The 12,246-nt window shown below is 61.3% G+C and carries 13 protein-coding genes, 1 other RNA gene and 1 pseudogene; 5 read left to right on the top strand and 10 right to left on the bottom strand.

The features are described 5' to 3' along the window. Window positions 1-126 precede the first annotated feature (126 nt). A complete protein-coding gene (locus PMI21_RS07395) occupies window positions 127-1,266 on the top strand; it encodes a DegT/DnrJ/EryC1/StrS family aminotransferase (protein WP_007940370.1) in 1,140 nt (379 codons plus the stop codon). A gap of 96 nt (window positions 1,267-1,362) precedes the next feature. Here PMI21_RS07395 and gcvH read toward each other — a convergent pair whose 3' ends face one another. The 9 genes and pseudogenes from gcvH to PMI21_RS07435 all read right to left on the bottom strand — a co-directional run bounded on the left by gcvH (window position 1,363) and on the right by PMI21_RS07435 (window position 10,431). Further along, window positions 1,363-1,746, bottom strand: a complete 384-nt coding sequence (gene gcvH / locus PMI21_RS07400; protein WP_007940369.1) for a glycine cleavage system protein GcvH — start codon at window positions 1,744-1,746, stop codon at window positions 1,363-1,365. 50 nt (window positions 1,747-1,796) lie between these two features. Continuing rightward, complete coding sequence (gene gcvT / locus PMI21_RS07405; protein WP_007940368.1) at window positions 1,797-2,897, bottom strand: glycine cleavage system aminomethyltransferase GcvT; 1,101 nt, start codon at window positions 2,895-2,897, stop codon at window positions 1,797-1,799. 156 nt (window positions 2,898-3,053) lie between these two features. Next, complete coding sequence (locus PMI21_RS07410) at window positions 3,054-4,670, bottom strand: ABC transporter permease (protein WP_007940366.1); 1,617 nt, start codon at window positions 4,668-4,670, stop codon at window positions 3,054-3,056. Between the two features lie 161 nt (window positions 4,671-4,831). Then, window positions 4,832-5,836 carry an extracellular solute-binding protein gene (locus PMI21_RS07415; protein ID WP_007940365.1) on the bottom strand — a complete coding sequence of 335 codons (1,005 nt, stop codon included), beginning with the start codon at window positions 5,834-5,836 and terminating at the stop codon, window positions 4,832-4,834. 161 nt (window positions 5,837-5,997) lie between these two features. After that, entirely contained in the window at window positions 5,998-7,215 is a 1,218-nt protein-coding gene (locus PMI21_RS07420) for a 2-octaprenyl-3-methyl-6-methoxy-1,4-benzoquinol hydroxylase (RefSeq protein WP_177318301.1), read from the bottom strand. Window positions 7,216-7,224: 9 nt separating this feature from the next. Further along, window positions 7,225-7,320, bottom strand: a pseudogene (locus PMI21_RS29930) (tetrameric acyl-CoA thioesterase); the annotation flags it as partial. Between the two features lie 10 nt (window positions 7,321-7,330). Next, entirely contained in the window at window positions 7,331-8,518 is a 1,188-nt protein-coding gene (gene ubiH / locus PMI21_RS07425; protein ID WP_007940363.1) for a 2-octaprenyl-6-methoxyphenyl hydroxylase, read from the bottom strand. Continuing rightward, window positions 8,515-9,849 carry a Xaa-Pro aminopeptidase gene (gene pepP / locus PMI21_RS07430; protein ID WP_007940362.1) on the bottom strand — a complete coding sequence of 445 codons (1,335 nt, stop codon included), beginning with the start codon at window positions 9,847-9,849 and terminating at the stop codon, window positions 8,515-8,517. The genes ubiH and pepP overlap by 4 nt, the downstream gene beginning before the upstream one ends. 27 nt (window positions 9,850-9,876) lie before the next feature. Beyond that, a complete protein-coding gene (locus PMI21_RS07435) occupies window positions 9,877-10,431 on the bottom strand; it encodes a YecA/YgfB family protein (RefSeq protein WP_007940361.1) in 555 nt (184 codons plus the stop codon). A 125-nt stretch (window positions 10,432-10,556) separates the two neighbouring features. On the opposite strand from PMI21_RS07435, the gene PMI21_RS07440 reads away from it, so the two are divergent. From PMI21_RS07440 to PMI21_RS07450, 4 genes are all read left to right on the top strand, one after another. Then, window positions 10,557-10,766 (top strand): TIGR02449 family protein, encoded by a 210-nt coding sequence (locus PMI21_RS07440; protein WP_007940359.1) that lies wholly within the window; start codon window positions 10,557-10,559, stop codon window positions 10,764-10,766. Then, the gene (locus tag PMI21_RS07445; RefSeq protein WP_007940358.1) at window positions 10,763-11,080 is read left to right on the top strand and encodes a cell division protein ZapA; all 318 of its coding nucleotides are present in this window, start codon (window positions 10,763-10,765) and stop codon (window positions 11,078-11,080) included. The genes PMI21_RS07440 and PMI21_RS07445 overlap by 4 nt, the downstream gene beginning before the upstream one ends. Window positions 11,081-11,110: 30 nt before the next feature. Then, window positions 11,111-11,289, top strand: a non-coding RNA gene (gene ssrS, locus PMI21_RS29095) — 6S RNA. Between the two features lie 87 nt (window positions 11,290-11,376). Continuing rightward, window positions 11,377-11,982, top strand: a complete 606-nt coding sequence (locus PMI21_RS07450) for a 5-formyltetrahydrofolate cyclo-ligase (RefSeq protein WP_007940356.1) — start codon at window positions 11,377-11,379, stop codon at window positions 11,980-11,982. A 35-nt stretch (window positions 11,983-12,017) separates the two neighbouring features. Here PMI21_RS07450 and PMI21_RS29735 read toward each other — a convergent pair whose 3' ends face one another. Continuing rightward, window positions 12,018-12,167, bottom strand: a complete 150-nt coding sequence (locus PMI21_RS29735; RefSeq protein WP_007899400.1) for a hypothetical protein — start codon at window positions 12,165-12,167, stop codon at window positions 12,018-12,020. Window positions 12,168-12,246 lie beyond the last annotated feature (79 nt).

Raw genomic sequence — 12,246 nt, 5'->3', positions numbered from 1 at the left:
GCGTCGATGCAACTCGGTCAAACCAGCATAGCAGTCGATACCCGCACGGATGGCGTGGCGCTATTGGACAATCCGTATCATCATCCTCGGCGCCTACAAACGTTCGCTGATCGGGTGTCTATATTTATGAGCCAATTGTCTTTCCTGCCTTTCTCCAAACCCACCATCGATGAAGCCACGATTGCCGTTGTCGGCGATGTGCTGCGCTCGGGCTGGATTACCAGCGGCCCCAAGGTTCAGGCTTTTGAAGCGCAACTCTCGGAATATTTCGGCGGGCGCCCGGTGCGTACGTTCAATTCCGGCACCTGCACCATGGAGATCGCGTTGCGAATTGCCGGCGTCGGACCGGGGGATGAAGTGATCACCACGCCAATCTCCTGGGTGGCCACCGCCAACGTGATTCTGGACGTTGGCGCCACGCCGGTGTTTGCCGACATAGACCCGGTCACCCGCAATATCGACCTGGATCAACTGGAAGCGGCCATCACCCCGCGCACCAAAGCCATCATCCCGGTGTTTCTCGCGGGACTGCCCGTGGACATGACGCGCCTTTACGCGATTGCAAAAAAGCATGGTTTGCGAGTGGTGGAAGATGCGGCCCAAGCATTGGGTTCGAGCTGGAACGGACAACGCATCGGTTCGACTGGCGATTTCGTGTCCTTCAGTTTCCAGGCGAACAAGAACGTCACCTGCTCAGAGGGCGGTTGCCTGGTGCTGAACAATGCCGAGGAAGCGCGGTTGGCGGAAAAGTACCGGTTGCAGGGCGTCACCCGCAGCGGTTTCGATGGGCTGGACGTTGATGTGCTGGGCGGCAAGTTCAACATGACCGACGTCGCGGCAGCCATTGGCCTGGGGCAATTTGCCCACATCGAGGCGATCACCGCTCATCGTCGTGAGCTGGCCAAGCATTACTTCGCCTGCTTCGGCGAGGACTTCGAAGCGCAATACGGGGCTCAACTGCCGCCGGCGGATTTCGAGAACAGCAATTGGCATTTGTTCCAACTGGTGCTCCCGGAACGCCAGGATGGCAAACCGGCACGGGCTACTTTCATGGAACAGATGCAGGCACTGGGAGTAGGTATCGGCTATCACTACCCGCCGATTCACCTGCTGAGTCTTTACCGCGAACGCGGGTTCAAGGAAGGCATGTTCCCGGTCGCCGAGCGGGTCGGACGACTGATCGTTTCGCTGCCGATGTTTACGGCCATGGATAAAGCGGATGTCGAGCGTTCGGTAGCTGCGGTGAAAGCCGTCTTGCGGCCTTGATACGGCCTTTGTAGGCGCTGCCAAAGGCCGCGATCTTTTGATGTTAGAAACAGGATCAAAAGATCGCAGCCTGCGGCAGCTCCTACGGGGCGAGCATTACTCGCCGATGGCGGCCTTGTAGCCCACCGGGTCGAGCAGGTTGTTCAGTTCAGAGGTATCGCTTGGCTCCAGTTTGAAGAACCAGCTGTCATAAGGCGCGCTGTTGACCAGTTCCGGGCTGTTGGCCAACTCTTCGTTGACGGCAATGACGGTACCGGAGACTGGCGAGTAGATATCCGACGCGGCCTTGACTGACTCGACGACACCCGCAGCCTCACCGGCAGCGAACACTTTGCCGATTTCCGGCAGCTCGACGAACACCACATCACCCAAGGCTTCCTGAGCATGGTCTGAAATACCCACTTTCACGCCACCATCATGGTCTAGACGGGCCCATTCGTGACTTTCGGCAAAACGCAGGTCGACAGGGATTTCGCTCATGTTCTGTGTCCTCAAGAAAAATGTCGGCGGTCATTGCCCGCCCAAAAAGGTTAGATCAAGGTTTTGCCGTGGCGTACGAAGGTCGGCTTGACCACTCGAACCGGGTACCACTTGCCACGGATTTCCACTTCGGCACGGTCAGCGGTGGCCGCCGGCACGCGCGCCAGTGCAATCGACTTGCTAAGCGTAGGAGAGAAACTACCACTGGTGATCTCCCCTTCGCCAACATCGGCGATGCGAACCACCTGATGAGCCCGCAGAACCCCACGTTCCTCAAGGACCAGACCGACCAGTTTGTGCTGTACGCCGGCGGCCTGTTCGGTTTCCAGTGCAGTGCGGCCGATGAACTGGCGCGTGGCCGGTTCCCAGGCAATGCTCCAGGCCATGTTGGAGGCCAATGGCGAAACGTCTTGATGAATATCCTGACCGTACAGGTTCATGCCGGCTTCGACCCGTAAGGTATCGCGCGCCCCGAGGCCGATCGGGGAAATGCCCGCGCCCACCAGATCGTTGAAGAAGCCCGGCGCCTGATCGGCCGGCAGCACGATTTCCAGACCGTCCTCACCGGTGTAACCGGTGCGCGCGATGAACCAGTCACCGTCGGCCTGACCCTCGAAAGGTTTGAGTTGCTGGATCAGCGTGCCGCGGGACTGGGTCACCAGTTCGGCAATCTTGTGCCGGGCGTGAGGCCCTTGAATGGCCAGCATCGCCAGCTCGGAGCGCTCGTTGAGCTGCACATTCTCGTTGAGCTGCGCATTGAAGTCGGCGAGATGAGCCTGCATCCAGGCCAGGTCCTGATTGCGGGTGGAGGCGTTGACCACCAGCCGATAGCCGTCATCGAGGCGATAGACGATCATGTCGTCGACGATACCGCCGTGCTCGTTGAGCATGGCGCTGTACAAGGCACGGCCAGGGCTGTGCAGGCGTTCGACGTCGTTGGCCAGCAAATATTGCAGCCAGGCCTTGGCCTGGGGGCCGTCGACATCGATCACGGTCATGTGGGATACATCGAAAACCCCGCAATCGCGGCGCACCTGATGGTGTTCCTCGACCTGCGAGCCGTAATGCAGAGGCATATCCCAACCGCCAAAATCGACCATCTTCGCGCCGAGGGCGAGATGAAGGTCATACAGAGGCGTGCGCTGTCCCATGGGTTTCTCCTTCCGGGCGTGGCGAAGGTGCGGACAGCCGCTGTACGGGGTGAAACGCCTTGAAATAAAGGCTTTCAGCCGATTTCAGCAACCCGGTCTGAAAGACGGACCGCACCGAATGCCGCGCATTGTAGCCGCAAGGTGTAGGACTGACACCTAGCCGTTTCGATGTGCCGACCTTCTGATCAATCCGATGACCGGCAACAGCCCGACCAAAACCAGAGTCAGTGCCGGCAACGAGGCCCTGGCCCACTCGCCTTCGCTGGTCATTTCAAAGATCCGCACCGCCAGCGTGTCCCAGCCGAACGGGCGCATCAGCAGGGTTGCGGGCATTTCCTTGAGCACGTCGACGAACACCAGCAATGCAGCGCTCAACGTGCCCGGCAGCAGCAGCGGCAGATACACTTTGAAAAACAGTCGTGGCCCACTGACGCCAAGGCTACGTGCCGCTTCGGGCAAAGAAGGCCGTATTCGCGCCAGGCTGCTTTCCAGCGGCCCATAAGCCACGGCGATGAATCGCACCAGATAGGCCAGCAACAACGCCGACAGACTGCCCAACAGCAGCGGTTTGCCCGCGCCGCCAAGCCAGCCCGACAGCGGAATCACCAGTTCGCGATCCAGATAACTGAACGCCAGCATGATCGACACCGCCAATACCGAGCCGGGCAAGGCGTAGCCGAGGTTGGCCAGGCTGATGCCGGAACGGATCGCCCGGGTCGGTGCCAATCGACGGGCAAAGGCCAGCAGCAGCGCGACGCTGACCGTGATCAACGCCGCCATGCCGCCCAGGTACAAGGTATGCACGATCAACCCGGCATAACGCTCGTCCAGATCGAAGCGCCCGCGTTGCCAGAACCACACCAGCAGTTGCAGCACGGGAATGACGAAGGCGCAGGCGAACACCAGACCACACCAGCTCATCGCCGCCAGTGCCTTGACCCCATGCAGGTGATACAGCGCCTTGACCCGTGGCCGTTCGTTGCCCGCCCGGTTGGCTCCCCGAGCGCGACGCTCGCCATACAACACGACCATCACCACCAACAGCAACAGGCTGGCCAGTTGCGCGGCGGTGGAGAGACTGAAAAAGCCGTACCAGGTCTTGTAGATGGCGGTGGTGAACGTATCGAAGTTGAACACCGACACCGCACCAAAATCCGCCAGGGTTTCCATCAGCGCCAACGCCACCCCCGCGCCGATCGCCGGACGCGCCATGGGTAACGCAACCCGCCAGAACGCCTGCCACGGGGATTGCCCGAGGACTCGCGCCGCTTCCATCAGGCCTTTGCCCTGGGCCAGGAATGCGGTGCGCGCCAACAGATAAACGTAGGGATAGAAAACCAGCACCAACACCAGAATCACGCCACCGGTGGAGCGCACTCGCGGCAGCCTCAGACCACTGCCGAACCATTCGCGGAGCAGGGTTTGCACGGGGCCTGCGAAATCCAGCAGGCCGACGAAAACGAATGCCAGCACGTAGGCAGGAATAGCGAACGGCAGCATCAACGCCCAATCCAGCCACCGCCGCCCCGGGAACTCACAGAGGCTGGTGAGCCAGGCCAGGCTAACGCCCAGCAGCGTTACACCGAAGCCAACGCCGACGACCAGCGTGAGGGTATTGCCCAGCAACCGCGGCATTTGCGTGTCCCACAGGTGGGACCAGATCTGCTCATCGATGGTTTGCCAGGAGAGAAGCAGGACGCTCAGCGGCAGCAGGACCAGCGCAGCGATGGCGAAGACCAGAGGATACCAGCGGCGTTGGGCGGGATGGGCCAAGGAAAGTTCTCGTTTAAATGATTGTGCCCACGCTCTGCGTGGGCACACCTCTTGTGACGCTCTGCGTCACGCCTCGACGCGGAGCGTCGGTGGATGCATTCCCACGCAGAGCGTGGGAACGATCAGGCCGGCAGGGACTGTGGCGCAGTATATCGACAGACTCAGTTCCAGCCGACCCGATCCATCATCCGGATCGCTTCAGCCTGACGCTTGCCGGCGATTTCCACTGGCAAGGTATCGGCGACGAACTTGCCCCAACTTGCGACTTCAGCTGAAGGCGGAACAGCAGGGTTGGCCGGGAACTCCTGGTTTATGTCAGCGAAAATCCTTTGCGCTTCAGGCGTGGTCATCCACTCCACCAACGCCTTGGCGGCTTCCGGGTGCGGTGCATGTTTGGTCAGGCCGATGCCCGACAGGTTGACGTGTACGCCACGGTCGCCCTGATTCGGCCAGAACAGCTTCACCGGCAGGTCCGGCTTCTGCTTGTGCAGACGGCCGTAGTAGTAAGTGTTGACGATGCCGACGTCGCACTGACCGGCGTTGATCGCTTCCAGCACGGCGATGTCGTCGGAGAACACGTCGGTGGACAGGTTGTTGACCCAGCCTTTGAGGATCTTCTCGGTTTTCTCTGCGCCATGGACTTCGATCATGGTGGCGGTCAGGGACTGGTTGTAGACCTTCTTCGCCGTGCGCAGGCACAGGCGGCCTTCCCACTGTTTGTCGGCCAGCGCCTCGTAGGTGGTCAGCTCACCGGGTTTTACCCGATCGGTGGAGTAGGCGATGGTCCGCGCCCGCAGGCTCAGGCCGGTCCAGGCATGGGAGGACGCACGGTATTGCAGCGGAATGTTGGCGTCGATCACTTTGGATGTGAATGGCTGGAGGATGCCCATCTGCTCGGCCTGCCAGAGGTTGCCGGCATCAACGGTCAGCAGCAGGTCGGCGGTGGCGTTTTCGCCCTCGGCCTTGATCCGCTGCATCAATGGCGCTTCCTTGTCGGTGATGAACTTCACCTGTACGCCGGTTTTCTGGGTGTAGGCATCGAAGACCGGTTTGATCAGTTCATCGATACGCGAGGAGTAAACCACCACCTCGTCGGCGGCCTGGGCGGCGGCGGTGCCAATCAGGGTCAGGGCCAGTGCGGTCAGTAGACGCTTGGGTGCCAACATGGAAGCGGTCTCTCGAAATGGGGAAGTGAGGCCAAATGATAAGGACTCACATTTCGCTTCTCAATCGAACAGTGGGCGGAGGAGTTACCGGATGTTGCACAATCGAATGAATGACAATGTGGCGAAGGGGCTTGCCCCCTCGCCACAGGGCCGTGCCCGCTTCAGGCCTTTGCAAGTGCCGGCAAATCCCCGATCAACCCAAGCGCTTCGCGCACGAACAACGCCTTGGCCTCGGGCATCTGGTCGACCATCTTCAACCCGGTATTGCGCAACCAGCGCACCGGCAACGGATCGGCCTGGAACAAGCGCTCGAACCCTTCCATCGCCGCCATCAACGCCAGGTTGTGGGGCATGCGCCGACGCTCGTAGCGACTGAGCACTTTCACATCCGCCAACCGCTCGCCGCGCGCGGCCGCTTGCAGCAGCACTTCGGCCAATACCGCGGCATCGAGGAAACCGAGGTTCACGCCCTGCCCGGCCAGCGGATGGATGGTGTGGGCCGCATCGCCGATCAACGCCAGGCCTTCAGCCACGTAACGCTTGGCATGACGCTGACGCAGCGGCACGCACAGACGCGGGTCGGCGCTGAGCACCGTGCCGAGGCAGCCTTCAAAGGCCCGCTCCAGCTCCTTGCAGAAGCCTTCGTCGTCCAGCGCCATCAAGCGTTCAGCTTCGCTCGGGGTGGTCGACCAGACGATCGAACACCAATCGTGCTCGCCGTCCCGTTCCAGCGGCAGAAATGCCAGCGGGCCATTGTCGGTGAAACGCTGCCACGCGGTCATTTTATGCGGTTTGGCGCTGCGCACACTGGTGACGATCGCGTGGTGCATGTAATCCCACTCGCGGGTTGCAACGCCGGTCAGGCGCCGCACCGCCGAGTTGGCGCCATCCGCCGCGATCACCAAAGGCGCCCGCAGCGTGCGGCCATCGGCCAGGGTCAGCAGCCAGTCGTCACCGGAGCGGCGCATCTGCTCCAGGCGTGCATTGGCCAGCATCCCGAGATCGCAGTCGTGCAGTCGGTCGAGCAAGGCGTCCTGAACCACGCGGTTCTCGACGATATGCCCTAGCACATCGGCATGTACGCTGGTCGCCGAGAAATGGATTTGCCCGGTGCCGCTGCCGTCCCAGACGTGCATGTCGGTGTAGGGGCTGCTGCGCCGGTTGACGATGCCGTCCCAGACGCCCAGGCGTTCGAGTATCCGCTGGCTGGCCGCCGACAAGGCGCTTACCCGTGGCTCGAACGGCGCCTGGCCATCGAAGGGTTTGACGCTCAGGGGGCTGCCGTCCAGCAGCAGGACTTCGAGCCCGCTGTTTTGTAACGCCAGCGCCAGGGCGCTGCCGACCATTCCGGCCCCGACAATCAGCAGATCTGCGCGCATTTCCATGCTTTAAGCCTGTCTCGCTTGCGGCTTGAGCCGCAGGTAAAGGGGTTTCTCGACGCGCGTCACCAAAGTGCTCGCGCAGTCATGAATATCGACGTGCAGGTGCGCCCGCTTAAACATCGGGACGCGTACCCAGGCCCATGGCCTGTCGGGCGAACCAGCGCTTGGCGGGCGGCAGCAGATCGAGACCGAGCAGGCCGATGTTACGGCCCAGGGAAACCAGCGGCTGGGTGCTGCCGAACAACCGGGTGACCTGATCGGAGAAACCCACGGTCAGGTTCTGGTCCAGACGCTGGCGCTCGCGATAAGCCTGCAAGGTCGCGAAGTCGCCGAGCGCGGTCTCGCTGCCCAATAACGTGTCGGCCAAGGCCTGGGCATCGCGCAGGGACAGATTGAAGCCCTGTCCGGCAATCGGGTGCAGGCTGTGCGCGGCGTTGCCAAGAATCGCCAGATGCGGGCGAACTTGTTCCTCGGCTTCGATCAGCGACAGCGGATACAAATTGCGTGCACCGACCTGTTTCAACGTGCCGAGGCGATAACCGAACACGCCCTGCAGTTCGCTGAGAAAGCTGCGGTCATCAAGGGCCGCCAGCCGTTGCGCGTCCATGCCCAGACGGGTCCAGACCAAGGCGCAGCGGTTTTCCGGCAGCGGCAACAACGCCATTGGGCCGTCGTCGGTGAAGCGCTCGAAGGCCATGCCGTTGTGCGCTTCGCTCGGGGTGATGTTGGCGATCAGCGCGCTCTGGTTGTACGGGCGTTTCTTGATGCCGATGCCCAGCTGCTCACGCAGGCCCGAACGGCCGCCATCGGCCAACACCGCGAGGTCGCATTCCACCAGGGTTTCATCGTTGAGCGTCAGGCGATAGCCGTCGGTCAGGGGTTCCATGCCCGTGACCTCCGCCGGGCAACGCCAACTGATCACATCCTTGTCCAGACTGTGCCAGAGGCATTGGCCGAGCCAGGCGTTTTCCACCACATAACCCAGTGCCGGAACGCCCTCTTCCATCGCCGACAACCGCGCCGTGGAAAAACGCCCACGGTCGGAGACATGAATTTGCTTGATCGGCTCGGCGCGGCGGGAGATGTCCTGCCACACGCCCAGCCGTTGATAAATCTGCCGGGCGCCGAACGACAGCGCCGAAGAGCGAGCGTCATAGCTCGGTTGGTACGTGTCGCCGGGGGCAAAGGGTTCGATCAGCACGATCTTCCAGCCACGGGCCTTGGCCCCGGCCTGCAACGCCAACGCCAGGCTGGCGCCAACCAGGCCACCACCGATGATTGCCAGATTGACTCGACTCATGCCGCTTGTGTCCGTGCGGCGGCCATCAAGGCCTCGATCTCGGCGACCGTTTTCGGCACGCCGTTCGTCAGGATTTCACAACCGGTTTTGGTGACCACCACGTCGTCCTCGATGCGCACGCCAATGCCGCGCCATTTCTTCGCCACGTTCTGGTTGTCCGGGGCAATGTAGATGCCCGGCTCGACCGTCAGCGCCATGCCGACTTCCAGCACGCGCCATTCACCACCGACCTTGTACTCGCCGACGTCATGCACATCCATGCCCAGCCAGTGGCCGGCGCGGTGCATGTAAAACGCCTTGTAGGCTTCGCTGGCGATCAGTTCATCGACCTCGCCCTGCAACAGGCCCAACTTCACAAGGCCCGCGGTAATGACCCGAACCGTGGCTTCGTGCGCCTGGTTCCAGTGTTTGTTCGGTGCGATTTCGGCAAACGCCGCTTCCTGGGAAGCCAGCACCAGCTCGTAGATCGCCTTCTGCTCCGGTGAATACTTGCCGTTGACCGGCCAGGTGCGGGTGATGTCGCTGGCGTAGCAGTCGATCTCGCAACCAGCGTCAATCAGCACCAGATCGCCGTCCTTGAGCACCGCGTCATTCTGCTGGTAATGCAGGATGCAACTGTTGCGCCCGGCGGCGACGATCGAACCGTAGGCCGGCATTTTCGCCCCGCCCTTGCGGAATTCGTAATCGAGCTCGGCTTCGAGGCTGAACTCATGCAAACCGGCGCGGCTGGCCTGCATCGCCCGAATATGGGCCTGAGCGGAAATCCGCGCGGCTTCGCGCATCACCTTCACTTCTGCCGCCGATTTATACAGGCGCATGTCGTGCAGCAGATGATCCAGGGCAACGAATTCGTTCGGCGGCTGGGCACCGAGATTCGCCTTGGAGCGGATCACGTTGATCCAGTCCATCAGGTGCCGATCAAATTCCGGGTTGCTGCCCATGGCCGAATACACCCGGTCGCGGCCTTCGATCAGGCCCGGCAGGATGTCGTCGATGTCGGTGATGGGAAAAGCGTCGTCGGCACCGAAGTCGCGGATCGCGCCTTCCTGGCCGGCGCGCAGACCGTCCCACAGCTCGCGCTCGGCATTGCGTTCACGGCAGAACAGGATGTACTCGCCATGTTCGCGACCGGGTATCAAAACGATAACGGCCTGAGGCTCGGGAAAGCCGCTGAGGTACTGGAAGTCGCTGTCCTGACGGTAAACGTGCTCGACGTCACGGTTGCGAATGGCAACCGCGGCGGCGGGCAGGATGGCGATGCTGTTGGGTTCCATCTGCGCCATCAAGGCCTTGCGGCGACGGCTGTATTCCGATTTCGGGATATGAATCATGGGCAGATGGCTTTTCCTGGCTCGCGATTAATGCAACGACGGTTTGGCGGCTGCTTCGTCGGTTTTCTTGGTTTCAGTGAACAGCAGCAACGGTGCGACGCGCAGGTACTCCATGACTTCCATGTAGTCGCTTTCGCCATCGTCGGACTCTTCCAGGGCGTCTTGCACCTGAGAAATGGCGGCCAGATCCTGCAGCACTTCAGTCGCTTCAGCGCTGAGGGCATATTCGCGACGGGTCAAACCGAAGCCGGTGAGGAAGCCCTGGCACCACTGGCCCAGCGCGGCCGCGCGCTCGGTGAGCGGCGCGTCGTCGCTCGGCAGCAGCAGAACAACGGTCATGTCGTCGCTGGTAAGCTCGCCCTTGACCATTTCCTGCAGGCCGATCAAGGCGTTGCGAACGTTGTCTTGCGGCTCGCCTTCGAGCAGCTCGGCGGCGTCTGCCAGCCAGCTGTCGGCATCGAAACCGGCACCGGCGCAACTGCGACCGAGCAGCAGGCCGTGTAACTCGGCAGGCGAGACGGGATGGCCGCTGGTGCTCAGCAGGGTGGCGAAGGCTTGGTACGGAGAATTCTGAATGGGCATGGGTAGCTAGGCGCCAGACGGCGCTATGTCTAGAATGAAGGCCTTGTATCCTACATCGACAGACTCGCCAAGACTATTAAAGGCTGTCCGCCAGCTACCTCCCATCAGACGAACACGTGGACACAATGGAAGACACCGACCTGCAAGCGCTGATGGCCAGACTCGAGCTGCTGATTACCCGAGTCGAGCAACTAAAGAGTCAAAACGCACTCTTACTAGCTCAAGAAAAGACCTGGCGCGAGGAACGCGCGCACCTCATTGAAAAAAATGAAATCGCCCGGCGTAAGGTCGAATCGATGATTTCGCGCCTCAAGGCCCTGGAGCAAGACTCATGAGTTCAAGCAATAGCGTTACCGTGCAGATCCTCGACAAAGAATATTCGATCATCTGCCCCCAGGAAGAGCGCAGCAACCTGATCAGCGCCGCCCGTTACCTGGACGGCAAGATGCGCGAAATCCGCAGCAGCGGCAAAGTCATCGGCGCCGACCGCATTGCCGTGATGGCCGCGCTGAACATCACGCACGATCTTCTGCACAAGGAAGAACGCCCGGATGTGCAGGTCAGCGGTTCGACCCGTGAACAGGTTCGCGACCTGCTGGACCGCGTCGATCTGGCGCTGTCGACCGATCCGGATGTCACCAAGGGCTGATTCGCCTGGCCGCTTGGGTTATACTCGCATCACTCCCTGGGGTGCTTGCCAGTTGACCACGTCCCTGAGCCGATTCGCACTACCCTGGAGGTTGCACGTTGGGCTGGTGTGCATGTCCGCTAGACGGAAAGCCTTAAAGCCTACTGCATCTTCCACCTTGAACTTTCGGGTTCAAGGGCTAAGTCAGCAGCGGTTCATCCGGGGAGCCTGATTTCAATCCGATGCCGGTTTTCATACCGGCATCGGCATGTTTACGGGTACGCTTTTAGTACTCGCACTTTCTGAAGCCTGAATCCATGACCGAACCTGCGCTGCTGCCCCGACCGCAACTTCGACGCATGCTGCGCAAGGCCCGCCGCGCACTGACCCCCAGTCAGCAGCGCGAGGCTGCTCGCGGGCTGTATAAACAATTGGCCCAGCACCCGCTGTTCCGCCGCGCAAAACACATCTCCCTGTACCTGCCCACCGACGGTGAAATCGACCCGCGCCTGCTGATGCGTGCCGCGCAACGCCGGGGCAAAGCCACGTACCTGCCGGTACTCAGCGCCTGGCCGCGAACCAAAATGGTGTTCCAGCGGATTCGTCCCGGCGAAAAACTCAAACCCAACCGTTTCCGCATTCCCGAACCACGGGCAAACATCGCCCGGCAACGCAAGGTCTGGGCGCTGGATCTGGTGTTGCTGCCGTTGGTGGGGTTTGATGATGTCGGCGGACGCTTGGGCATGGGCGGTGGCTTCTACGACCGAAGCCTGGCGTACCTGGCGCGCCGTAAAAACTGGCACAAGCCGACGCTGCTGGGCCTGGCCCATGAATGTCAGAAGGTTCAACGATTGGCTCAGGCGAGCTGGGATGTACCGCTGCAGGGCACGGTTACCGACAAGGCGTGGTATTTCGCGGGCTAGACGCCACTGATATCAGCGACGTCCAAAAGACAGGTTCAGCGCTTGAAGGCCGACGGCTGTTGCTGCGCGATCTCGACCGGAGCATCGGTCTTGTTGGCCCACAGGCTTTGGGCATAGCCGGTGGTCACGACGCCCAAACCGAACAAAATAACCAATATCCAGAGTAAATCCGGTTTGCGTTTCATCGATTGCCCCCCTCAAGGCACATCAACACGATGACAGCAGCGGTTTCCGTTGTAGGCCGTGCAGCAGCGTCAAGCTTAG

Source organism: Pseudomonas sp. GM18, from assembly GCF_000282195.1.
In the GTDB taxonomy this organism is placed as follows: Bacteria; Pseudomonadota; Gammaproteobacteria; order Pseudomonadales; family Pseudomonadaceae; genus Aquipseudomonas.
Note: the sequence above shows the minus strand (reverse complement) of the source record. Positions and strands in the feature narration are given on the sequence as shown.